The following is a 21797-nucleotide window of genomic DNA, read 5'->3' as shown; positions in this document are numbered from 1 at the left end:
GCGCGGGTCAATGCGGCCCGATCATCCCAGCCGCTCGGCGACCAGCTTGCCAATGGCTGCGAACACGGTGTCGATCTGCGCGGCGTTCGGCGTGCCGCCCTGGGTGTAGGCCGCAATCAGGATCGGCGTATCGGGCTTCGGCCAGGCCACCGCAATGTCGCCGGAAGCATCCTTGCCGTTGTTGCCGGTCTTGTCGCCGATCCTCCAGGTTCCCGGGAGGCCCGCGCGCAGTCGTTTTGCGCCGGTCTTGCAGTTCACCATCCACTCGGTGAGTTGCGCGCGCGAGGTCGCGGACAAGGCTTCGCCGAGCACGAGGTGGCGAAAATTGCCGGCCATGGTGATGGGCGTGGTCGTGTCGTGCGGGTCGCCCGGCGGCGAACGGTTGAGCTCGGGCTCGTTGTGGTCGAGCCGCGAAATGGTGTCGCCGAGCGAGCGCCAGAACGCGGTGAGTGCCGCCGGTCCCCCGATTCGCGCCAGCAAAAGGTTGGCGCAGGTGTTGTCGCTGAGCTCGACGCTGGCCTTGCACATGTCGCCGACCGACATCGCACCTTTCGAAAGGTTCTCCTTTGCCACCGGCGCATAGTCGAGCAGGTCGTCCCTGCCATAGCCGACCGTTGCGGCGAGCTGGTCTTCGCCGCGATCGATGCGCGCCAGCACGCAGGCCGCAAGCGACGCCTTGAACGTAGAGCACATGACAAATCGCTCGTCGGCGCGCCAGGCGAGCTTTTTGCCGGAGCTGAGATTTTCAGCATAGAACCCGACCCGCCCGCCGCTCTCGCGTTCATAGGTTTCAAGCGCAGGCGGTGCGCCCTCAGCAAATACGGGACCTGCGGCCAGCGCGCACAGCGAGGCGAGCAGCGAACGACGATCGAACAGCATGGGAATCCTTGGCAGTGGGACATTTGGTGGTGGCGCGCGCCATCCGACGCGGACTCCGGTTTCCTCTCCGGCTTCGACAAATTTGTGACGCGACATGCCGCCGCAAATTGCGGTGTGCTCCCTCCCCCGCAAGGGGGAGGGAACGCAGCCGATTCATGGCAAGTGATTGCCTTACAGCAGGCGCTTCCTCACTCCTTCAGATCATATCGATACGATTTCGACACGATCTGCCAGCCGTCGGCGAGCTTCATCGCCACGAGATAGTCGGTGAAGTAGCGGGGTGGCAGTTGGCATTTGACCTTGATGAAAGCGGTCTTGTCGTCCGAGCGGTCGATGGTGACGATGAAATCCTCGCGCGGCTTGCCTTCGGCCTTCGCCGACGGCCGCTTGCGCACCCAGGCGAGCCAGTCCGGCACGGTCAGGATTTTGAGCTCACCCTTTTCCACCCAACGCAGATCGGCGGAAGAGTGGAACACCGCGCCGAGCTTGTCGGCATCGCCTTCATAGAGCGCATCGAAATAGCCCTGCACCACGGCCTCGACACTCGAACGGTCATACCCCATGCTTCTCTCCTTCTCCGGCAGGTTGGCGCGACGAGGCAAGGTAGAGCGCGGCTGGCCAAACCGCCAGCGCCTTGGTCGCGAAAAGCTGATCGGCAGCGGCTGGCCGACCCGCTAGATTGTCTCGCCGCATTCCGCGTTGGAGAAAGATCGTGACCAGCACGACAAGCCGTCGCCGCCTCACCGGAAAATGTTACTGCGGCGCCGTGCAGTACGACGTCGCGGATGAATTCGTCTATGCGCTGAATTGCCATTGCTCGGACTGCCGGCGCGCCACCGGCTCCGCCTTCAAGCCGTTCGCCGGGATCGAGCGGCACAAATTCCGCGTGGTCGCGGGCGAGGATGCGCGGCTGATCTATGGCGACGAGGCCGCCACCCATGACGCGCATTGTGGGCGATGCGGCTCGCTGCTCTATTCGGTGGTGCGCGAGGGCCAATGGGTCCACGTCACCCTGGGAACCCTGTTCGACGATCCCTCGATCCGCCCCACCGCGCATATGTTCGTCGGCTCCAAGGCGCCCTGGTACGAGATCACGGACAATCTGCCGCAGCACCGCGGGCATGTCGGAGCCGGCTGAGCGGGCCGGAAACGCGCCCCGTCCGGCGAACCGCTACCCTTCTGGTGAGACTAACAAAAAGGGATTTGCCCGCGAGCTGTCGCATTGCCCTTCGTGACCTCCGTCACAAGCTGTGATCTCGGTCACAAGCGGGCGACGTGGATGTTGCTAGGTAGGTCCAAAAGGGTGTCGAATTCTCCCTTGAGCTGGAAGTTCCGTCATGCGCAGCCTGTTCAGATTCTGCCCACTTCTCCTCGCGCTCGCGCTGCTAATCGGCGCCGGGCCAGCCTTTGCCGCCAAGCGCGTTGCGCTGGTGCTCTCCAATTCCGCCTATCAGAATGCGCCGCAGCTTGCGAACCCCGACAATGACGGGGCTGTCATCGCGAAGACGCTGAAGGAGGCCGGCTTCGATGTGGTCGATGCCCGCCACGACCTGCCGGCGCTGGAGACGCGCCGTAGCTTGCGCGAATTCGCCGATTCTGCGCGCGATGCCGATATCGCCGTTGTCTATTACGCCGGCCACGGCATCGAGGTCGACGGCGCGAACTATCTGATCCCCGTCGACGCCAAGCTCGAGCGCGACACCGACGTCTATGACGAAGCGCTGTCGCTCGACCGCGTCCTGGTCGCGATCGAGCCGGCCAAGCAGCTTCGCCTAGTCATTCTCGACGCCTGCCGCGACAATCCCTTTGGCAAGACCATGAAGCGCACGATCGCCTCGCGCGGCATCGGGCGCGGCCTTGCCCAGGTCGAGCCGACCAGCCCGAATACGCTGATCGCCTATTCGGCCAAGGCCGGCTCCACCGCCCAGGACGGCGACGGCAGCAACAGCCCGTTCACGATCGCGCTGTCGAAGCATCTGACGACGCCCGGCCTCGACGTCCGCCGCGCCTTCGGCTTCGTGCGCGACGACGTCTTGAAGACCACCAACAACAAGCAGGAGCCGTTCGTCTACGGCTCGCTCGGCGGCGACGACGTGCCGCTGGTGCCGGCAAAGGCCGTCGCGGTGGCGCCGGCCCAGCCTGTCGTCAATCCGCAGGCCGAGATACGGCGTGACTACGAGCTCGCGCTCCAGGTCGGCAACAAGGCAGCGTGGGACGCGTTCCTCGCCCAGCACCCGGACGGCTTCTATTCGAATCTCGCCAAGATTCAGATCGACAAGATCGCGGCCGAAGAAGCGCATGCGGTGGCGACCGCAAAGGCGAAGCAGGCGGAAGCCGAGCGCGATCGTCTTGCCGCAGCCGGGGCGCAGAAGGATGCGCAGGCCAGGGCCGAGGCCGATGCGAAGGCCGCCGAACAGGCGCAGCTCGCCGCCCAGAAGGCCAAGGAGCAGGCGCAGCAGCAGGCGGCCGCCGCCGAGCAGCAGCGCGTGAATCTGGCCGCAGCGACGCCGAACAGCTCCGCTGCGCAGCCCGCCAAGGCGCCAGCCACCAATGTCGCCGCGCTGACGCCCACGACGACGCCGGCCGATCTGACGCGATCGGTGCAGAGCGAGCTTGGCCGTGTCGGCTGCTTCTCAGGACAAGCGGACGGCAACTGGACTACGGCCTCGCAGCGCTCGCTGTCGCAGTTCAACCGCTATGCCGGCACCAAGCTTGATACGAAGGTTGCAAGTACCGATGCGCTCGACGCGGTCAAGGCCAAGCCGTCGCGGGTCTGCCCGCTGGTCTGCGATCGCGGCTTCAAGGCCGACGGCGACAAGTGCACCAAGATCGTCTGCGGCGACGGCTATGTGCTGAACGACGACAATGAATGCGAAAAGAAGCGCGCCGCGAAGCCCGCGAGCACCGCCAAGCGCGATGACGGCCAGCAGCAGGATCGCCCAGCTAGACAGCGTCCGCAGGCCGGCGCCGCAGCTGCGGCGGCCGGAGGCCGCGCTTCGGGAGGTGGCGGTCAGATCTATTGCAACGACCTCCTCTGCCGCCCGGTCAAGCGTGGCTGTCATCTCGGCTTCCGCGGTGGTGGCGGCTACGGGGCCGACCCCAACCCGGAGGTCTGCGACTAGAATTCCCCGAAGTCGTCCTGGCTTTCGCCATGACGACTTCGAGGATGCAGCCTAAGTCGCGATCGCGCTTGCCGCGATGTTCACCGTCAGCGCCAGCAGCGCCGTGTTGTAGATGAACGAGACGATGCCGTGCGCGGTCGCGGTGCGGCGGATGGTCTTGTCGGTGATGCCGACGTCGGAGACCTGCGCGGTCATGCCGATCACGAAGGAAAAATAGACGAAGTCCCAGTAGTCGGCGTGGTCGTGCTCGTCGCCGCTTGGAAATTGCAGGCCGCCCGGCTTGGTGTGGCGATAATAGTCATGGGCGTAATGCAGGGCGAAGGTGGTATGCACCGCGGCCCAGGACAGCACGATGGTGGTGATCGCGAGCGACAGCTCGATGACGCCGTGATGCGGCGTGCCGAGCTCGGAGACGATGGCCGCGATGCTCGCGAACGCGCCCACTGCGGTCACCAGCAGGATGACGAAGCGGCCATCGTCCTGCATCACTGCGGCGCGGCGAATGTGCAGGGGATCGTTGTTCAGCATCATGCCGTAGACCAGCACGAGGTAGACCGCGATCAGCGCATCCCAGCCGATCAGAAGCCGCGTCACCAGCCGGTGCGAGCCCGGCAGCGCCAGGCAGACCAGGATGCCGGCGGCGAGCGCAATGAACGTCCGCGGCCGCGCATAGACAAGGCGCATCGGCCGCGACATTTTGCGGAAGCGGACAAGGACGGGATCGTTTTTGTCGATGCCCGTCATGGCGCGATCAGCTCTTCCGCTCCGCCACGAACCGCGCGGCAGCCTGCAGCACGGCGGCGCGGTCGCCGAAGATCGAGACGGCAGCGTCCGCGCGCGCGAGCAGGTCGCGCACGCGCTGCTTGGCGCCCTCGATGCCGAGCTGGGTGACGAAGGTGGTCTTGCCGAGCGCTGCGTCCTGGCCGGAGGGCTTGCCGAGCGCGGCAGCATCGCCCTCGACGTCGAGCAGGTCGTCGGCGATCTGGAAGGCTTCGCCGAGCGCGCGGCCGTAATCGTCGAGCGCCTGATACTCCTTCGCGGAGGCTTGGCCCAGGATCGCGCCGGCGATGCAGCCATAGCGCAGCAGCGCGCCGGTCTTCATCTGCTGGAGCCGTGCGACGTCGACCGGCTCGCGATCGCCGAAGCGTCCTTCACCGGCGAGATCGAGCATCTGCCCGCCGACCATGCCGCCGATGCCGGCGCAGCGCGCCAGCGCGCGCGTCAGCAGGAGCCGGACATTGGCGTCGCGATGGATCTCGTCGCGGGTGACGATATCGAAGGCGAGCGTCAAAAGCCCGTCGCCGGCGAGGATCGCGGTGGCGTCGTCGGTCTTCTTGTGCAGCGTCGGGCGGCCGCGGCGCAGGTCGGAATTGTCCATCGACGGCAGATCGTCATGGATCAGCGAATAGCAGTGGATGCATTCGAGCGCGGCGCCGACCAGCAGGGCGGCTTCACGCGGCACGCCGAACACCGCGGCGCTCTCGACCACCAGGAACGGCCGCAGGCGTTTGCCCCCGCCGAGGCTCGAATAGCGCATCGCGTCCATCAGCCGCTTGGGGCGGGCAATCTCATCAGGCAGGATGTCGTCCGACAACAGCCTGGCGAGCAGCGCCTCGGTATCGTCAGCGGTCTTGTCCAGGCGTTTGGCGAAATCGGGCGGGGTCGTGCCGGTCATCAAGAAGGGCTCCAGAACTAAAATTCGGCCGGACAATCCTTTATGCAGGCGCTTCCGTCAATCACTTGGAACGCCTTAAAACTGCTGGAAAAGGCCCGAATTATCACAGGCTTAATCGCCCACCCCGTTCATCACTTCCATTTTGGCGCAGGACAAGGTCGATTTTTCGCATCGTCAAAATCCTGGCTCTGGTGCTTACGGTCGCGGCGCTCCTGCCCTACGCAATCGCACCATTCTACCGCACCGGCCACCCGGTTTCGACGCTGATGGCCTGGCGCAGCTTGCGTGGCGGGCCGATGCAGCGGCAGTGGATCGATCTGGCGGCGATGTCGCCCTATTTGCCGCGTGCGGTGGTCGGCGCCGAAGACGCCCATTTCTGCAAGCATCACGGCATCGACTGGGGCGCGCTGCGCGAGGCGATCGACGATGCGCAGGAGGACGGGACGCCGTTCCGCGGCGCCTCCACCATCACCCAGCAGGTGGCGAAGAACCTGTTCCTCTGGCAGGGGCGGGATCCCATCCGGAAAGTGCTGGAGTTTCCGCTGGCGCTGTGGATCGACCTGGTTCTGCCCAAGCCGCGGATTCTGGAGATTTACCTCAACATTGCCGAGCTCGGGCCGCAGGGCCAGTTCGGCGTCGAAGCGGGCAGCGCCTATGCCTTCGGCAAGTCCGCGGCCAGCCTCTCGCCCCGGGAGGCGGGACTTTTGGCCTCGATCCTGCCAAATCCGGTCAAGCGCAGCGCCCGTACCCCAGGACCGGGGGTGCGGCGGCTGGCGGTGACCTATATGGCGCGGGGGCAGGCCGTCCAGACCTGTTGGCGGGAAAATCGCGGATTTTGAGCCGATTTCGGGCACTTTTTCCGGCCCAAAACCCTAGCTTTACGGACAGCCTTCCTCTATAAGCCCGGCCTTGATCGGCATTCAGCTCGCCCCGATTGCGGGTGCTGAGCCGTCCGGAAGGCCGGACGATGCCCCGAACACCAATCCCTAGAGGATATTGATAATGGCCGTTCCGAGAAGAAAAACCTCGCCGTCGCGCCGTGGCATGCGCCGCTCTGCTGACGCGCTCAAGAAGCCGACCTATGTCGAGGACAAGGACTCCGGTGAGCTCCGCCGCCCGCACCATCTCGACCTCAAGACCGGCATGTACAAGGGCCGGCAGGTCCTGAAGAAGAAAGAGTCCTGAGGCCGGCGTATCGACAGGCGGGGCGTTTCGCCAGCCTGGATTCGGCCAATCAGTGAGTTAAGACGGTGACGGCGGCGGAGCAAACGCTTCGCCGCCGCATTGTCCTGCCCGGACGTCTCGATCAGGAAGGCGCACACGCGATGGTCGGTTTCCCGCTGCTTCTCATTCCGCTCGCGGTCTACAACATCATCGTCTTTCTGATGCCCACCGTGTCCTTCACGGATGTGCTGTTCAAGGTGCCGATGATCACGGGCGAGCCGTGGCCGGTCACGCTGGGCGATCTCCTGCTCGCGCTCGGAATCGTGCTGCTGCTGCTCGAGGTCGTGAAGGGCGCGCGGCCCGGCGCAAAGTTCCTGATGGATCATCTGCTGTCGCTGATCGTGTTCGGCGCGGCCGTGGCCGAATTCGTGATGTGGCCCAAATTCGGCAACTCCATCTTTTTCCTGCTGGTGCTGCTCGCGATGGCCGATTTCATCGGCGGCGTCGCCCAGCGCACGCGTCGCCGCGCCTATGTCACCGAGGCCGCACCGGCACCGCGCAAGGCGCGCCGTCAGGTCGAGGAAGAGGCGAACGAGCCTGTCGTCGAGCCGCGCATGGCCCCCGCACCACAGCCCGCACCGGTCGCGCCTCCCGCGCCCTCCGCGCAGTCGGTCGCCGAATCCGTGCTGATGGATCCCCCCGCGCCGAAGGCACCGCAAGCCGCGCCCTCGCCGGAAATCCCTTCGCCGCATTTGCAGCCGAGCAACGGCACGCCGGGGTCGTCGGATACGCCGCAACGCTAATCTGTATCCGCTTGGATGGTGCGCTCCCTCTCCCCGCAAGCGGGGCGAGGTAAGAAGCTCACGCCACTTGGCGCGTCCTGGCGCTCACGCTTCCCAGCGGGCGCTTGTTGCCATAGGCCATGTTCGCATCGGCCGGGCTCGCCCGGCGCAGCCGGCTCGTCTGCGGCAGGTGCTCGGCATTGGCGATGAGCTGGGTGACGAAGCTCGGGTCCGGGCGCGGCAGCGCCGCCACCTTGTGAGCCCATGCGAGCGTCGGGGTCAGCGGGACCAGGGCGGTCCCGCCACCGCCGTCTGCCTCTCCTGCTCGATCCGCACTCACCATCGCAAACACCGTTGATTCGGCAGAACTGTCGCGTTTCGGGACGCGGGCAGCCGTGCGTGGGAGTTACTCGCAAGGCCTATGCCGGCCGGCCCGATCTGGTTCCAGGCCGTGTTGAAACGTGGTTTCCAAATTGTTTATGAACTTTGCCTAGGGTCAAAGCCGAATCTCGCTCTATCCTCAGGTTGCGAGACCGTCTCCGCTGTCCCGAAACGAGGCGCCTTTGACCGCTGTTGTGCCGCAAGCCTCCGACATCCTGGCCTCGCTCGGCGAGGCGGTCTTCATCTGGGATATCGCGAGCGATGCGATCGCCTGGGGCGAGCAGGTCGGCTCCGTCTTCCCCGGCATCCGCGCCGAGCGGCTGGCGACCGGTGCGGAATTCGCCCGGCTGATCGAGCCGTCGCAATCGCTGCGCACGGCCGCCCTGGCCCAGTCGCCGGCCGTGCACGGCGCCGACGGCACGCCCTACCGGGCCGAATATGGCGTGCGCCTGAGCGCCTCCGATCCCGTGGTCTGGATCGAGGAGACCGGCCGCTGGTTCGCAGGTCCCGACGGCCGGCCGGTCCGTGCGATCGGCGCCGTCCGCATCAACAATGAGCGCCACGCCCGGGACGAAGAGTTGGCAAAGCTCGCCCGGCTCGATCCCCTCACCGGCGAGCTCAACCGCACCCATCTGATCGCGGCGCTCGCGGAAGCGATCGAAGAGTCGACGCGTTTCCGCTCGGCCGCGGCCTTCATGCTGGTCGGCATCGATCATCTGGCCCGCGTCAACGACGCCTTCGGCTTCGATGTTGCGGATGCCGTGATCCTCGACGTGGCACGACGCATCCGCGCGCGCCTTCGCGGCGGCGACGTGCTCGGCCGCTTCTCCGGCAACAAGTTCGGTCTGATCCTGAAGAACTGCACCATTGACGACATGAACGTCGCCGCCGAACGCTTCCTCGCCGGCATCCGCGACGAGGTGGTGCCGACCAAGTCGGGCCCTGTCTCGGTTACCGCCTCGATCGGCGCGGTCAGCGTGCCCCGCTATACCCGCAACACCGATGAAGCGATCAACCGCGCGCATGAGACGCTGGACGCCGCCAAGCGCCGCCGCGCCGGCTCGTTCGGCACTTGGCGGCCGAATGCCGAGCGCGACGCGCAGCGCCGCGTCAACATCCGCGTCACCGACGAGATCGTCACCGCGCTGAACGATCGCCGCATCGTGCTCGCCTATGAGCCGGTGGTCTCGGCCGCGACGCGCGCCGGCGCATTCTACGAATGCCTGGTGCGGATGGAGCAGGGCGACGGGCGGACGCTGCTCGCGCCCGACATCGTGCCGGTCGCCGAGCGGCTCGGCCTGATCCGCCTCGTCGATCATCGCGTGCTCGAACTCGTGGTCGCCGAGCTTGCCGCTTCGCCCGAGGTCAGGCTCAGCCTCAACATCTCGCCCGACACCACCATGGATCCCGACTGGTGGGCCTCGATCGAAACGCTGATGCAGGCCCACCCCGGCGTCGCCGAGCGGTTGATCGTCGAGATCACTGAGACGGTCGCGATCCAGGACATCGACGACGTTCGTGCCTTCGTCGGCCGTCTGAAGCATTTCGGCAGCCGCATCGCGATCGACGATTTCGGCGCCGGCTACACCTCGTTCCGCAATTTGCGCAAGCTCGGCGTCGACATCGTCAAGATCGACGGCGCCTTCGTGCAGAACATCACCCGTTCCGCCGACGATCGCGCCTTCGTGCAGACCCTTATCGACCTCGCCCGCCGTCTCGACATCAAGACGGTCGCCGAATGGGTGCAGGACGAGGAAGCGGCAAACATGCTGCGCGACTGGGGCTGCGACTACATCCAGGGCCGCCTGATCGGGCTTGCGTCAGCCGAAAGGCCGTGGGGTGCGCCGGCGGACAGCGTGGTGCCGGCGGCGGGGTAGGAACTCGTGGGGTGGGTTAGCGAAGCGTAACCCACCACGTCTCGCGCCCGCGGCATGGTGGGTTACGCCGTTGGCAAACCCTCCCGACGATCCATAATCGCGTGCGCGCTACGCCACGCAAATATCCGGCACCGCGACCTTCTGAAACAGATGCGGACTCGCGACCGCTGAGGTCGGATACGCCGAGATCTTGGCCCGGAATTCCGGATGCGTGAACGCGGCGCGGAAGTGGGTATTCGATTCCCACACCGCGTAGTTCAGGTAGGTAGGGCTGTCCCCGATGGCGCGGTGAAGCTGGGTGGAGATGAAGCCGGGCTGCCGCTTCATGAAGGCGGCATCGTCCTGCCACATCTTCAAGAAGCTCTGCTCGTCGGCCTTGTCGAGCGTGAACACGTTCACCAGCACCACGGGGCCGGCGTCGATCGCGATCTGGCGGTCGATCGGGAAGGCAGGGTCGAGGGGGCGCAACTGGGTCATGATGTGCTTCCGTAAATTGGGTATATGATGTCAATTTGGTACAACAGAGCATAGATATTTGACATCATAATGTCAATAGTGGTTGATGGTGACATATGAGCAGAACCAAGCGGACGCCGGCGGGCGATGCCTTGACGGACTTCATTCTCGACCTGTTCCGCGCCAACAACCTGGTGCTCACCGCCGGCGACCGGCTGGTGGCACCGCTCGGGCTGACCAGCGCCCGCTGGCAGATTCTCGGCGCCATCGTCAGCGCCGAGCGGCCCGAGCCGGTCGCCTGGCTCGCCCGCAATCTCGGCGCCAACCGCCAGAACGTGCAGCGTATCGTCAACGATCTTGCGCGCGACGGGCTGGTTGGCTTCGAGATCAACCCGCATCACCGCCGCGCGCAGCTCGTCGTTCTCACCGACAAAGGCAGGCAGGCGTTCGACGCCGCGCTCCGCCTGCAAATCCCGTGGGTCAATGGCCTTGCCGACGGGTTATCGGTGAAGGAGATCGAGACGGCCCACCGCGTCGTGACGGCGCTGCGCAGCAGGCTGGAAGGAAGCGGCGAGGCGGAAGAGTAAGCAAAGGCGCGCTCGCAATGACGACCTTGGGGCTAGCGCCGTACACACGCTCGCTGTCATCGCCCGACTTGATCGGGCGATCCAGTACGCCGCGGCTGTCGTAGTGAAATTCGATGTCTCTGGAATACTGGATGCCCAGGTCAAGCTGGGGCATGACGACTGAGTAGGTAGCGCGCCATCACGCCACGCGCCGAACCGCACTCAGCTTCTCGATCACCCGCCCGACCTCCGCGGTCGGGCATGGCTTGCCGAAATAAAATCCCTGCACGGCGGTGCAGCCGCATTCGCGGACGAAGTCGAGCTGGTCGGCGGTTTCCACGCCTTCCGCCGTGGTTTCGACGCCGAGCACCGAGCCGAGGCTGGCGATGGTGCGGACGATGGCGACGCTTTCCGGGCTTTCGCCGAGCGTGCCGACGAAGGAGCGGTCGATCTTGATGCGGTCGAAGGGAAACTTGCGCAGATAGCTGAGCGAGGAATAGCCGACGCCGAAATCATCCAGGCTGACGCGCACCCCTAGCGCGCGGAGCTGGTGCAGGATCTCGATCGTTGCCTCGCTGTCGTCAAGCAGCGCCGTCTCGGTGACCTCGAGCTCGAGCCGGTGCGGTGCAAGGCCAGCCTCGGCCAGCGCGCTCGTGACCATGGCGACGAGGCCCCGCGCGCGGAACTGCACCGGCGACAGGTTCACCGCGATGGTCATGTCCGGCCAGCTCGCCGCCGTCGCGCATGCCGTGCGCAGCACCCACTCGCCGATCGGAACGATCAGCCCGGTCTCCTCCGCGATCGGAATGAACTCCGCCGGCGAGACCATGCCGCGCGAAGGATGTTTCCAGCGCAGCAGCGCCTCGAAGCCGGTCAACTCGGACGTGTCGAGGCGAACCTGCGGCTGGAACATCAGATGAAACTCGCGGGCTTCGAGCGCGCCGCGCAAGTCCGCCTCAAGCGCGTGACGCGCGCGGGCCTCTTCCTCCATCGCGGGCTCGAAGATCTGATAGGCGCCGCGTCCCTTGGCCTTCGCGCCATAGAGCGCGAGGTCGGCGCACTTCATCAGTTCGTCCGCATCCAGCCCGTGATCGGGCGCGAGGGCGATGCCGATGCTGACGCCGACATGGATCGACTGGTTTTCGAGCGGCGGCGGGCGGCCGATGATCTCGATCAGGCGGCGTGCGAGCCACTCGGCCGATTCAGGCTGCGGCGCGCGCTGGATCAGCGCGAATTCGTCGCCGCCGAGCCGCGCCACGGTGGCGTGCCCGCCGGCATGCTCTTTCAGCTGGGCTGCAACCCAGCGCAGCAGCCGGTCGCCGGCGGCGTGACCCAGCCGGTCGTTGACGGTCTTGAAATTGTCGAGGTCGAGGCACAGCACGGCCATCGCGCCGCCGGCGCTCGCCACCTCGCTCAGGCCGTCGCTCATCTTCTCGCGGAACAGCACGCGGTTGGGCAGGTCGGTCAGCGAATCGTGCCGCGCCATGTGCGCCACGCGGGCCTGCGTCTTGTGGCGCTCGGTGACGTCCTCATAGGTGACGACCCAGCCGCCATGCGCCATGCGGGTGTGGTTGAGCTTGATGATGCGGCCGTCGCTGAGATGGCGATGCAGCGTATGCCCGTCCTCGCGCAGCCACTCGACATAGTCGGCATAGAGCTGCGCGCCGGTCGTGTTCGGGTGATTGCCGAGCGCGCAGCCGTGCTCCATGATCTCGCGCATCGAGACGCCAGGCTTCACGATGTCGGCCGACAGGCCATACATCTCGATATAGCGCGTGTTGCAGACGATGACGCGCAGGCTCGAATCGAGCATGCACAGCCCCTGGCTCATGTTGTTCAGCGCCGCGTCGAACCGGCGGTGCTGCTCGCTGAGCTCCTCGACCGCGCGCTCGCGCTCGGTGATGTCCTCGTAGGTCGCGACGAAGCCGCCCTCGGGCAGCGTGCAATAGCGCACCGAGACGACGGTGTCGTCGGTCATGCGCCGGCGCATCGCGGAGGAGTCGCGGCTCTCGATCCGGGCGCGCGCGGCTTGGAGAATCTGCTGCGGCGTGTAGTCGGACGAAAAGGCGCCGTTCGCCATCGACCGCCCGATCAACTCGGCGAGATGCGTGCCGGGCCTGGTCTCCTCGGCCGACAGCCGGTAGATCTCGCGGTAGCGGTTGTTGCAGACCTTGAGCCGCATGTCGCCGTCGTAGAAGGCGAGCCCGTGCGCCATGTTCTCCAGCGCGGCGTCGAGCATGAGGTTCTGCTGCTTCAGCGCTTCCTCGTATCGCAGCCGCTCGGTGACGTCTTCGTGCACGGTCACCCAGCCGCCGTCGGGCAGGAAACGCGATATCGCCTGCACCATTCGCCCGTCATAGCGCATCACGAGCACGGCATCCGAGCTCTTGTTGCGCACATCGTTCATTCGCCTGTTGTGGAATTCCTCCGCGGGCATTCCGGGCAGATTGCCGCGCGAGACCCAGTGCGCGATCACGGCGCTGTGCGACACCCCGGGCTTCACGATGTCGGGGTCGAGGTTGTAGAGGCGCAGAAACTGCTCGTTGCAGACGACGACGCTGCCTTGCGCGTCATACATGATGAGACCGTGCGACATGTTGGTCAGCGCATGCTGGCTGCGCTCGGTCTGCACGCGCAGCGCCGCCTCGAGCCGGTCGAGGCGGGTGACGTCGTCGCAGATCGTCATCCAGCCACCCTCGGGGAGCGGCTTCAGATCGAGCGCCAGCACCAGTCCGCTGGACAGCCGCTGCTCGGTCCGGAAGCGCTTGCCGTTCGCGATCTGCGCGATGCGCTCCTGATAGAGCTTGTCGATCTCGCTCGTAGGAAAGTTGCCGCGCGATGCGCTATGGGCCAGCACATCGCGATAGCTCGTCCCGGTGCGCACCACCTCGAGCGACATGTCGAAGAGGTCGACATAGCGGCGGTTGAACAGCACGATCCGGTTGTCGGAATCGTAGACGCAGACGCCTTGCTCCATGCGGTCGAGCGCAAGCTGGCTCAGCGCGAGCAAGGATTCGGGCCCGTGCTGGACGCTCGCGCGCGGCTCTGTCTTGCTGGGCGTCGTCATCGGCAAGGGCGCTTCGTCAGGAGCGGGACAATGAACGGGTGTAATCGGCGACCGGAGCCTAGCGGCCATCCGGGAAGATTGTCTTAAACGCCTTAGTTTACGGACCGTGACCGCCGGGGCGATTTCTGCAACGGATCGTCGGGCAAATGACGTCGCAGCAACGGCAAGTTGCCGGAGTCTTTGGAAATGCGATGTCTGCGCTCGCAATGAGGAGATCGAGGCACACGCGTGCCACGCTCTCAGTGTCATCGCCCGACTTGATCGGACGATCCGGTACTCTGAGACGTCCGTGGTGAATCGATAAGCCGCAGCGTACTGGATTCCCCGCTTTCGCGGGGAATGACGGCGGAGTGTGTGGTCAAGGCCGATGCAATTTGCGGCGCAGGAAGATGCAGCGCTATGGAGGAGCCTACTCCTCCTTCTTCGACATCCGCTCGAGGCGCTCCTGCATGTCCTTCATCTGCTGGCGCAGCTCGTCGATGTTGTCGCTCTTCGGCGCCTCGCCGTTGGCGTTCGGCTCGGGCTCCGGCGTCGTCGAGCGCTGCGGGGTCGCGAACGGCTTGAACATCGAGAAGGTCTGCTGGAACAGCTCCATGTTGCGGCGGACCTGCTCCTCCAGCGGCGCAAAGGGCGTGCCGGACAGGGTGTTGGCGAGCTGCTTACGGAATTTCTCCTGCTCCTGGGTCAGCGTCGCGAGCGACTGCTCCAGATATTTCGGCACCACCATCTGCATGCTGTCGCCGTAGAAGCGGGTCAGCTGGCGCAGGAAGGTGGTGGGCAAGAGGTTCTGGCCGGCCTTGTTCTCCTGCTCGAAGATGATCTGGGCGAGCACCGAGCGGGTGATGTCGTCTCCGGTCTTGGCGTCATAAACCAGGAAATCCTCGCCTTCCTTCACCATGGCGGCGAGGTCTTCGAGCGTCACATAGGTGCTCGTTCCGGTATTGTAGAGCCGGCGGTTCGCGTATTTTTTGATGGTGGTGGGTTGGTCTGATTTCGCCATGGGCTCTCACTTGCAAACGCTGAGAACGGGAACCCGGCGGGGGTATGCCGCAGGGCGGGAAGAGTACGCAACGCAACAAAATAAGCATTTTCAAAGGGCTCACGCTACCGTTTTGTGCGCCACGGTTAATTGCAGAGCAAAAACTTGCTTGCGAAAGCGCCAAGAACGCTATTTTGAATGCGCTGCGGGATGAATCTGCCGCCCGGCCGATTGACATGCCGCAACGACGTTAACAGGATGCCAGGCGAGACTGGCGAGCCCATTTCGACGGTACGCCTGCCCCTTCTTACAAGAACCTCAAGCCCCAGGAGATGCCCATGTCAGACGATGTCGTCATCGTCAGCGCCGCCCGCACCCCGGTCGGAAGCTTCAACGGAGCCTTCGCGACCCTTCCCGCCCACGACCTCGGCGCCATCGCCATCAAGGCCGCGCTGGAGCGCGGTGGCATCGAGCCCGGCCGGGTCTCCGAAGTCATCATGGGCCAGATCCTGACCGCTGCGCAGGGTCAGAACCCCGCCCGCCAGGCCTCGATCGCCGCCGGCATTCCGGTGGAGAGCCCGGCCTGGGGCGTGAACCAGCTTTGCGGCTCGGGCCTGCGCACGGTCGCGCTCGGCTATCAGGCGCTGCTCAACGGCGACTCCGAGATCGTCGTCGCCGGCGGCCAGGAATCCATGAGCATGGCCCCGCACGCGCAGTATCTGCGCGGCGGCGTCAAGATGGGTGCGCTCGAATTCGTCGACACCATGATCAAGGACGGCCTGTGGGATGCCTTCAACGGCTATCACATGGGCAACACCGCCGAGAACGTCGCGCGGCAGTGGCAGATCACCCGTGCACAGCAGGACGAGTTCGCGGTCGCCTCGCAGCAGAAGGCGGAAGCCGCCCAGAAGGCCGGCAAGTTCAACGACGAGATCGTCCCGGTCACCATCAAGACCCGCAAGGGCGACGTGGTCGTCAGCGCCGACGAATATCCGCGCCATGGCGCAACGCTCGAATCGATGGCGAAGCTTCGTCCCGCCTTCGAGAAGGAAGGCACGGTCACCGCAGGCTCGGCCTCCGGCATCAATGACGGCGCTGCGGCCGTGGTGCTGATGACCGCGAAGCAGGCGGCCAAGGAAGGCAAGAAGCCGCTCGCGCGCATCGTGTCCTGGGCGCAGGCCGGCGTCGATCCGAAGATCATGGGCTCGGGCCCGATCCCGGCGTCGCGCGCCGCGCTGAAGAAGGCCGGCTGGAGCATCGGTGACCTCGATCTGATCGAGGCCAACGAGGCCTTCGCGGCGCAGGCCTGCGCCGTCAACAAGGACCTCGGCTGGGATACCTCGAAGGTCAACGTCAACGGCGGCGCGATCGCGATCGGCCATCCGGTCGGCGCGTCCGGCGCGCGCGTGCTGGTGACGCTGCTGCACGAGATGCAGAAGCGCGACGCCAAGAAGGGCCTCGCCACGCTGTGCATCGGCGGCGGCATGGGCATCGCCATGTGCGTGGCCCGCGACTAAGGCGGGCGAAGCAGAAAACCACAGGTTGCGTCGCACGAGACTGTAGCGCGAGACTAAAGAGTGCGTTGCACGCGACCAAAAAGGCAGCGGTTGCAGATCAAATATTCTTCGCAACCGCGTAAGCTTCGACTAAAGACAAGCGCCCGGCTCACCGCCGGGCGTTTTGTTCTTGATGTCCGTCAATCCACCCGCATAATCCGTCGGTAAAACGTTCACTAATTCTGTAGAAGCGTCCAAGGAAACGTCGAGGGAAGGAATACAATATGGCACGTGTTGCATTGGTCACGGGTGGTACGCGGGGCATCGGTGCTGCGATCAGCAAGGCGCTGAAGGCGGCCGGCTACAAGGTCGCGGCGAGCTATGCCGGCAATGACGCTGCGGCGGAGAAGTTCAAGGCCGAGACCGGCATCAACGTCTACAAATGGGACGTCAGTTCCTTCGACGGCTGCGCCGAGGGCGTGAAGAAGGTCGAGGCCGAGGTCGGCCCGGTCGACGTGCTCGTCAACAATGCCGGCATCACCAAGGACGGCGCCTTCCACAAGATGAGCGTCGAGCAATGGAACGCCGTGATCGGCACCAATCTCGGCTCGCTGTTCAACATGTCGCGCCAGGTGATCGAGGGCATGCGTGCGCGCAAGTTCGGCCGCATCATCAACATCTCCTCGATCAACGGCCAGAAGGGCCAGTTCGGCCAGGTGAACTATTCCGCCGCAAAGGCTGGCGAGATCGGCTTCACCAAGGCGCTGGCGTTGGAGAACGCCAAGGGCGGCGTCACGGTCAACGCGATCTGCCCGGGCTACATCAACACTGAGATGGTGCAGGCGGTGCCGAAGGACGTGCTGGAGAAGGCGATCCTGCCGCTGATCCCGATCGGTCGTCTCGGCGAGCCCGAGGAGATTGCCCGCGCGGTGGTGTTCCTCGCAGCGGATGAAGCCGGCGCCATCACCGGCTCGACGCTGTCGGTCAATGGCGGCCAGTACATGGTGTGATGCGCAAGCATCACGCCCTATCATAACGCCGGTGTCGTCATGCCCGGGCTTGTCCCGGGCTTCGCTGCTATGCACTGTCATCCCGGGTTCGATGCTGCGCATCGCCCCGGAATGACGAGGTATCCTTTTCGATGACTCCCCGCACTGCGACGCTGATCGGATTGACCGCAATCCTGATGTGGTCCCTGCTTGCGGTGATGACGGTCGCGACCGGCAAGATTCCCGCGTTCCAGCTCGCCGCGATGACGTTCACGATCGGCGGCCTCGTCGGTCTCTTGACCTGGATCGGCCGCAGCGAAGCGGCGGCGAGCCTGCGCCAGCCGCCGGTGGTGTGGGTCGTCGGAGTCGGCGGCCTGTTCGGCTACCACGCGCTCTATTTCCTCGCGCTGCGATTCGCGCCGCCAGCCGAAGCAGGTCTGCTCAATTATCTCTGGCCATTGCTGATCGTGCTGTTCTCGTCCTTCCTGCCGGGCGAGCGTCTCGCCGTGCATCACGTCGTCGGAGCCGTGCTCGGCCTCATGGGCACCGTGCTGCTGTTCGCCGGCAATGCATCCGGCTTCGCGCAGGGCCAGTTGCCCGGGCTGATCGCGGCCTTCATCGCCGCCTTCGTCTGGGCCAGCTATTCGGTGCTGTCGCGCCGGCTGAAGGCGGTGCCGACCGATGCGGTTGCCGGCTTCTGCCTTGCCACCGCGCTACTCGCCGCGCTGATGCATGCCGCGCTCGAGACCACGGTGTGGCCGGAGACCACGCTGCAATGGCTCTCGGTGATCGCGCTCGGCGTCGGCCCTGTGGGCGCCGCGTTTTACGCCTGGGACATCGGCATGAAGCGTGGCGACATCCGCGTGCTCGGTGCTGCGTCCTATGCGACGCCGCTGCTCTCGACGGCATTCTTGATTGCGGCCGGCTTTGCGAAAGCCAGCGCCAGCATCGCGATCGCCGCGGTCCTGATCGCCGGCGGCGGCCTGATTGCGGCGAAGGACATGGTGTTGCGGAAGCGGTGAGGGCGTTGGCGAGCCCTTAAGGCTCCCAGCCCTTCGGTGCGAGCTCGAACTTTGCGAACTCGAAGGCCGGTGCCACGGTGCAGCCGACCAGCGTCCATTCGCCGGTCGTCTCCGCCATCTGCCAGGCCTGCGCGGGCACGATCGCCTGCGGCCGCTCGCCGTGCGCAAGATCGGTGCCGAGCCGCACCTCGTGCTGCGAGCAGCCCTCATGCGCGATGCGTAGCGTCAAGGGGCTGCCGGCATAATAGTGCCAGACCTCGACCGCATCGATGCGATGCCAGTGCGAGCGCTCGCCGCGCGCCAGCAGGAAATAGATCGAGGTCGAGCGCGAGCGCCCTTGCGCGTCGGTCGCCTGATCGCGAAACGTCTCGCGGTAATGCCCGCCCTCGGGATGCGGTCTCAGCTCCAGGCGCGCGATGATCTCGGCTGCGGTCGGCATCGATCCCCGTCAGGACTTGTTCTTGCGTTCGCGCAATTCGCCGAATATCGCGGCGCCGTCCGCGCCCTTCATGTGTAGCCTGGCTGCGACCGAGGGTTCATCAGCCCTGAGGAACACATTTGCTCGCTTCTCATCACCAAGCAGTGAGGGGATCGTGGGCTTGTTCTCGGCACGAAGCTTCGTCACCTCCGCCGCGCGGGCCTGAAGCGCCTGATTGTCCGGCTCGATGGTGAGCGCGAACTTGACGTTGGAGGCGGTGTATTCGTGGCCGCAATAGAGCTTGAAGTCGTCGGGCAGCGCCCGCAGCTTCAGGAGCGAATCCCACATCATCGGGTAGTTGCCTTCGAACACGCGACCGCAGCCGATCGAGAACAGCGTGTCGGCGGCGAACACCGTCTTCTCCGCGTCGAACACGTAGGAGATGTGATCGAGCGTATGACCGGGCGTCTCCAGCACACGCGCGAGCAGGCTGCCGACCTTGACGATATCGGCATTGACGACGCGCAAATCGACATTGGCGATTTTCGTCGTCTTGTCATGCGGCGCGACGACGCGGCAATTATATTTCTGCTTCAGCTCCGCGGCGCCGCCGACATGGTCGCCATGATGATGGGTGATCAGGATGTCGGTGAGCGTCCAGTCCTCGCGCTCCAGCGCCTTGAGGATCGGCCCGGCTTCCGGCGCGTCGATCGACGCGGTTGCCTTGGTTTCCGTATCGTGGATCAGATAACCGAAATTGTCGTTTAAACAGTTGAAAGTACGAATTTCGGCGGCCATGACATCTCCATCGCGCTCAGCCCCGCCAAACAGATATGGCGTTAACGTTGCGCAGGCAATGCAATATTCCGCGCGCCCAGGCTGCCGGGCGCATGGTACATTGCGGTCATGAGCATCGATGTCATTGATCTGCGAGACTTCTACTCGCGCCGCCTCGGAATCGTGGCGCGCCAATTGATCAATCGCGGGATCAAGGAGCGCTGGCCGGGTGCCGAAGGGCAGCGAGTGCTCGGCATCGGCTATCCCACCCCCTATCTCGGCCTGTTCCGCGAGGATGCGGAGCGGTGCATCGCCTTCATGCCGGCCGCCCAGGGCGTGCTGAAATGGCCGACCGGCCGGCCCGCGCTGGCCTCGCTGGTCGATGAGTTCTCGCTGCCGTTGCCGGATGCCGCGGTCGATCGCATCCTCTTGGTCCACGCGCTGGAAATCTGCGACGACCCGGCGGCGCTGCTGCGCGAGGTGTGGCGGGTGCTGGCGCCATCGGGCCGCGTGATTGCGGTGATCCCGAACCGGCGGGGAGTGTGGACGCGCACCGAGAATACGCCGTTCGGCCATGGCCGGCCGTATTCGCGCGCACAGATCACCGACCTGTTGCGCCAGACCTGGTTCACGCCGACCGCCTGGGGCGAGGCGCTGTTCATGCCGCCCTATGCCGGCGGCTGGCTGTTGAAGTCGGCGCTGATGTGGGAGCGCGCAGGCGTCGCACTGTCGCTGCCGTTCGCCGGCGTGCACATCGTGGAAGCGACCAAGCAGGTCTACCGCGTGATCCCGGCGAAGCGCGAACGCGCGCGGCTGATCCCCTCGCTCAAGCCCGTGTTGGTGCCGTCCTCGACGGCGGCGACACGGAGCTGACAGCAAAACGCCCCGGCGGGCCGGGGCGTTTTTCGTGTCGGATAAATCGAAGCGCGCTTTGCGGCTTACTCGCCGGGCGCGAGATCGTCGCTCGAGGCGGCTGGCGCTGCCTCGCGTTCGGGGCGCGGGCCATGCGGCCGTCGGCGCCGCCGCGGATAGCGCTCACCACCACCACCGCCGCTACCTTCGAAGCCGCCCTGGCCGCCATTGATCTGTGGCTGCGCGCCGGTGATGAAGGACGGCAGGCGATCGACGCTGCCGGCATCAGCAATCACCGGCTGCGGCTGGTTCTGCGGTTGCGGCTGGGGCTGATATTGCGGCTGCGGACGGTGGTCGCGATCGCGATGCTCGCGCGGCTGCTGCTGGTCACGCTGATAGGGCTGGCCCTCGCCACGCTGGTGGTCACGCTGATGGTCGCGATCGCGCATATAGGGTTGCTGCTGCTGGGGCTGCGGGACGAAGCCGGGCTCCTGGCCGAAATTGGAGAAGGTCTCGCCATCGTCATCACTGTCGTCGCTGACGACGACTTCTTCACCGCCGCGCGGCTGCTGCTGGTTCTGGCGGAATTGCTCCTGGGCCGCGGCAATCAGGCGGAAATAATGTTCGGCGTGCTGGTAGTAGTTCTCGGCCGCAACGGGGTCGCCGGAGGAGCGCGCGTCACGCGCGAGCTGGAGATATTTCTCAGCGATGTGCGAGGCGGTGCCGCGGATCTTGATGTCGGGTCCGTTGGATTCGTAAACCCGGGTCATCGGGTTCTGGCCGCGCCGGTTATTATTGTTGTTGTTATTATTCCGGTTGCGCATCCGCTGCTTGTTCTGACCGTTTCTCATGTCCTGCCTTTAATTCCAGCCCTTGAAAACTTCGTACGCGTTACCGCTGTTGAGAGTGACCTAAATTGCTGCGGCGCAGGTCTGGCACGCGCGCCGCGCGCATCCATGCCCGAGTCCCGACCAAGGTCCCTGCCGATGTCGTTGACCTTCGCGTTCAACCAAGACGCGTTCCCCACCCGCCAGCGCCTATCGCCAGCGAACCCGTTTATCCTGCCTGCCGAAACAAGCCCTGGTTTCTTGCGTAAATCTTCAAGCGCAATATCAGGCTTTCGTTCACTTTGCGGTCGGAAAGCGGCGCAGCTCCACGGGCCATCGCGCTTAACAGGACCTGCGGCTTGGAACCTTCAATCCAGTGCAGCTCTCGCCTCGAGAGCCCGGCTTTCGCCCGTAGGTCAACGGGGCCGGCACCGATGTTTGACCGGAACGTAGTCGTTCCCACGGGAT

22 protein-coding genes are annotated in these 21797 nt (G+C 65.2%); 11 read left to right on the top strand and 11 right to left on the bottom strand.

Translation table 11 applies throughout. The annotated features are described in order from the left end of the window. Window positions 1–21: 21 nt before the first annotated feature. Window positions 22–879, bottom strand: a complete 858-nt coding sequence (bla, locus tag QQL28_RS03275) for a class A beta-lactamase (protein ID WP_284261003.1) — start codon at window positions 877–879, stop codon at window positions 22–24. A 188-nt stretch (window positions 880–1067) separates the two neighbouring features. Next, the gene (locus QQL28_RS03270) at window positions 1068–1442 is read right to left on the bottom strand and encodes a nuclear transport factor 2 family protein (RefSeq protein WP_284261001.1); all 375 of its coding nucleotides are present in this window, start codon (window positions 1440–1442) and stop codon (window positions 1068–1070) included. A 149-nt stretch (window positions 1443–1591) separates the two neighbouring features. Between QQL28_RS03270 and QQL28_RS03265 the strand changes: the two genes are divergently transcribed. Continuing rightward, complete coding sequence (locus tag QQL28_RS03265) at window positions 1592–2017, top strand: GFA family protein (RefSeq protein ID WP_284260999.1); 426 nt, start codon at window positions 1592–1594, stop codon at window positions 2015–2017. Window positions 2018–2216: 199 nt separating this feature from the next. Beyond that, entirely contained in the window at window positions 2217–4001 is a 1785-nt protein-coding gene (locus tag QQL28_RS03260; RefSeq protein ID WP_284260997.1) for a caspase family protein, read from the top strand. Between the two features lie 51 nt (window positions 4002–4052). Here QQL28_RS03260 and QQL28_RS03255 read toward each other — a convergent pair whose 3' ends face one another. Continuing rightward, a complete protein-coding gene (locus QQL28_RS03255; protein WP_284260996.1) occupies window positions 4053–4745 on the bottom strand; it encodes a DUF1345 domain-containing protein in 693 nt (230 codons plus the stop codon). Between the two features lie 7 nt (window positions 4746–4752). Next, entirely contained in the window at window positions 4753–5676 is a 924-nt protein-coding gene (locus QQL28_RS03250; RefSeq protein WP_284260994.1) for a polyprenyl synthetase family protein, read from the bottom strand. A gap of 161 nt (window positions 5677–5837) precedes the next feature. Here QQL28_RS03250 and QQL28_RS03245 point away from each other — a divergent pair, with 161 nt between their 5' ends. From QQL28_RS03245 to QQL28_RS03235, 3 genes are all read left to right on the top strand, one after another. Then, window positions 5838–6515, top strand: coding sequence for a transglycosylase domain-containing protein (locus tag QQL28_RS03245; RefSeq protein ID WP_284261540.1), 678 nt, complete (start codon window positions 5838–5840; stop codon window positions 6513–6515). Between the two features lie 163 nt (window positions 6516–6678). After that, window positions 6679–6861, top strand: a complete 183-nt coding sequence (gene rpmF / locus QQL28_RS03240; RefSeq protein ID WP_024509484.1) for a 50S ribosomal protein L32 — start codon at window positions 6679–6681, stop codon at window positions 6859–6861. 140 nt (window positions 6862–7001) lie between these two features. Then, the gene (locus tag QQL28_RS03235) at window positions 7002–7643 is read left to right on the top strand and encodes a hypothetical protein (RefSeq protein ID WP_284261539.1); all 642 of its coding nucleotides are present in this window, start codon (window positions 7002–7004) and stop codon (window positions 7641–7643) included. A gap of 58 nt (window positions 7644–7701) precedes the next feature. Here QQL28_RS03235 and QQL28_RS03230 read toward each other — a convergent pair whose 3' ends face one another. Next, the gene (locus tag QQL28_RS03230; RefSeq protein ID WP_284260963.1) at window positions 7702–7965 is read right to left on the bottom strand and encodes a hypothetical protein; all 264 of its coding nucleotides are present in this window, start codon (window positions 7963–7965) and stop codon (window positions 7702–7704) included. A 220-nt stretch (window positions 7966–8185) separates the two neighbouring features. Between QQL28_RS03230 and QQL28_RS03225 the strand changes: the two genes are divergently transcribed. Then, a complete protein-coding gene (locus tag QQL28_RS03225; RefSeq protein ID WP_284260961.1) occupies window positions 8186–9880 on the top strand; it encodes a putative bifunctional diguanylate cyclase/phosphodiesterase in 1695 nt (564 codons plus the stop codon). Window positions 9881–9988: 108 nt separating this feature from the next. On the opposite strand, the gene QQL28_RS03220 is transcribed toward QQL28_RS03225, so the two are convergent. Continuing rightward, window positions 9989–10357: an antibiotic biosynthesis monooxygenase family protein gene (locus QQL28_RS03220; RefSeq protein ID WP_284260958.1), complete on the bottom strand. Its 369-nt coding sequence runs from the start codon at window positions 10355–10357 to the stop codon at window positions 9989–9991. 95 nt (window positions 10358–10452) lie between these two features. On the opposite strand from QQL28_RS03220, the gene QQL28_RS03215 reads away from it, so the two are divergent. Further along, on the top strand, window positions 10453–10923 hold the full coding sequence (locus tag QQL28_RS03215; RefSeq protein WP_284260955.1) for a MarR family winged helix-turn-helix transcriptional regulator: 471 nt from the start codon (window positions 10453–10455) through the stop codon (window positions 10921–10923). Window positions 10924–11101: 178 nt separating this feature from the next. Here the strand turns inward: QQL28_RS03215 and QQL28_RS03210 are convergent, their stop codons facing one another. Both QQL28_RS03210 and phaR read right to left on the bottom strand, forming a co-directional pair. Further along, the gene (locus QQL28_RS03210) at window positions 11102–13969 is read right to left on the bottom strand and encodes a PAS-domain containing protein (protein ID WP_284260954.1); all 2868 of its coding nucleotides are present in this window, start codon (window positions 13967–13969) and stop codon (window positions 11102–11104) included. A gap of 409 nt (window positions 13970–14378) precedes the next feature. Beyond that, window positions 14379–14969 carry a polyhydroxyalkanoate synthesis repressor PhaR gene (phaR, locus tag QQL28_RS03205; protein ID WP_284260952.1) on the bottom strand — a complete coding sequence of 197 codons (591 nt, stop codon included), beginning with the start codon at window positions 14967–14969 and terminating at the stop codon, window positions 14379–14381. Window positions 14970–15286: 317 nt separating this feature from the next. On the opposite strand from phaR, the gene QQL28_RS03200 reads away from it, so the two are divergent. The 3 genes from QQL28_RS03200 to yddG all read left to right on the top strand — a co-directional run bounded on the left by QQL28_RS03200 (window position 15287) and on the right by yddG (window position 18455). Next, on the top strand, window positions 15287–16465 hold the full coding sequence (locus tag QQL28_RS03200) for an acetyl-CoA C-acetyltransferase (protein ID WP_284260950.1): 1179 nt from the start codon (window positions 15287–15289) through the stop codon (window positions 16463–16465). Between the two features lie 263 nt (window positions 16466–16728). Continuing rightward, entirely contained in the window at window positions 16729–17454 is a 726-nt protein-coding gene (phbB, locus tag QQL28_RS03195) for an acetoacetyl-CoA reductase (protein ID WP_027524036.1), read from the top strand. A 131-nt stretch (window positions 17455–17585) separates the two neighbouring features. Continuing rightward, window positions 17586–18455, top strand: a complete 870-nt coding sequence (gene yddG, locus QQL28_RS03190) for an aromatic amino acid exporter YddG (RefSeq protein ID WP_284260945.1) — start codon at window positions 17586–17588, stop codon at window positions 18453–18455. A gap of 16 nt (window positions 18456–18471) precedes the next feature. Here the strand turns inward: yddG and QQL28_RS03185 are convergent, their stop codons facing one another. Then, on the bottom strand, window positions 18472–18894 hold the full coding sequence (locus QQL28_RS03185; RefSeq protein WP_284260943.1) for a cupin domain-containing protein: 423 nt from the start codon (window positions 18892–18894) through the stop codon (window positions 18472–18474). 9 nt (window positions 18895–18903) lie between these two features. Then, window positions 18904–19671 carry a hydroxyacylglutathione hydrolase gene (gloB, locus tag QQL28_RS03180; protein WP_284260941.1) on the bottom strand — a complete coding sequence of 256 codons (768 nt, stop codon included), beginning with the start codon at window positions 19669–19671 and terminating at the stop codon, window positions 18904–18906. 108 nt (window positions 19672–19779) lie between these two features. Here gloB and QQL28_RS03175 point away from each other — a divergent pair, with 108 nt between their 5' ends. Continuing rightward, window positions 19780–20523, top strand: a complete 744-nt coding sequence (locus QQL28_RS03175; RefSeq protein WP_284260938.1) for a methyltransferase domain-containing protein — start codon at window positions 19780–19782, stop codon at window positions 20521–20523. Window positions 20524–20588: 65 nt separating this feature from the next. Here QQL28_RS03175 and QQL28_RS03170 read toward each other — a convergent pair whose 3' ends face one another. After that, window positions 20589–21353, bottom strand: a complete 765-nt coding sequence (locus QQL28_RS03170) for a DUF4167 domain-containing protein (protein ID WP_284260936.1) — start codon at window positions 21351–21353, stop codon at window positions 20589–20591. Window positions 21354–21797 lie beyond the last annotated feature (444 nt).

Source organism: Bradyrhizobium iriomotense, from assembly GCF_030160715.1.
Taxonomy (GTDB): Bacteria; Pseudomonadota; Alphaproteobacteria; order Rhizobiales; family Xanthobacteraceae; genus Bradyrhizobium; species Bradyrhizobium iriomotense.
The sequence above is the reverse complement of the archived record's forward strand: the minus strand, read 5'-3'. Positions and strand labels throughout refer to the sequence as shown.

Coding starts and splice junctions, on each gene's coding strand:
- bla (WP_284261003.1), bottom strand. CDS start 879: ATGCTGTTCGATCGTCGTTCGCTGCTCGCCTCGCTGTGCGCGCTGGCC.
- QQL28_RS03270 (WP_284261001.1), bottom strand. CDS start 1,442: ATGGGGTATGACCGTTCGAGTGTCGAGGCCGTGGTGCAGGGCTATTTC.
- QQL28_RS03260 (WP_284260997.1), top strand. CDS start 2,217: ATGCGCAGCCTGTTCAGATTCTGCCCACTTCTCCTCGCGCTCGCGCTG.
- QQL28_RS03255 (WP_284260996.1), bottom strand. CDS start 4,745: ATGACGGGCATCGACAAAAACGATCCCGTCCTTGTCCGCTTCCGCAAA.
- QQL28_RS03250 (WP_284260994.1), bottom strand. CDS start 5,676: ATGACCGGCACGACCCCGCCCGATTTCGCCAAACGCCTGGACAAGACC.
- rpmF (WP_024509484.1), top strand. CDS start 6,679: ATGGCCGTTCCGAGAAGAAAAACCTCGCCGTCGCGCCGTGGCATGCGC.
- QQL28_RS03235 (WP_284261539.1), top strand. CDS start 7,002: ATGGTCGGTTTCCCGCTGCTTCTCATTCCGCTCGCGGTCTACAACATC.
- QQL28_RS03230 (WP_284260963.1), bottom strand. CDS start 7,965: ATGGTGAGTGCGGATCGAGCAGGAGAGGCAGACGGCGGTGGCGGGACC.
- QQL28_RS03220 (WP_284260958.1), bottom strand. CDS start 10,357: ATGACCCAGTTGCGCCCCCTCGACCCTGCCTTCCCGATCGACCGCCAG.
- QQL28_RS03215 (WP_284260955.1), top strand. CDS start 10,453: ATGAGCAGAACCAAGCGGACGCCGGCGGGCGATGCCTTGACGGACTTC.
- QQL28_RS03210 (WP_284260954.1), bottom strand. CDS start 13,969: ATGACGACGCCCAGCAAGACAGAGCCGCGCGCGAGCGTCCAGCACGGG.
- phaR (WP_284260952.1), bottom strand. CDS start 14,969: ATGGCGAAATCAGACCAACCCACCACCATCAAAAAATACGCGAACCGC.
- QQL28_RS03200 (WP_284260950.1), top strand. CDS start 15,287: ATGTCAGACGATGTCGTCATCGTCAGCGCCGCCCGCACCCCGGTCGGA.
- phbB (WP_027524036.1), top strand. CDS start 16,729: ATGGCACGTGTTGCATTGGTCACGGGTGGTACGCGGGGCATCGGTGCT.
- yddG (WP_284260945.1), top strand. CDS start 17,586: ATGACTCCCCGCACTGCGACGCTGATCGGATTGACCGCAATCCTGATG.
- QQL28_RS03185 (WP_284260943.1), bottom strand. CDS start 18,894: ATGCCGACCGCAGCCGAGATCATCGCGCGCCTGGAGCTGAGACCGCAT.
- gloB (WP_284260941.1), bottom strand. CDS start 19,671: ATGGCCGCCGAAATTCGTACTTTCAACTGTTTAAACGACAATTTCGGT.
- QQL28_RS03175 (WP_284260938.1), top strand. CDS start 19,780: ATGAGCATCGATGTCATTGATCTGCGAGACTTCTACTCGCGCCGCCTC.
- QQL28_RS03170 (WP_284260936.1), bottom strand. CDS start 21,353: ATGAGAAACGGTCAGAACAAGCAGCGGATGCGCAACCGGAATAATAAC.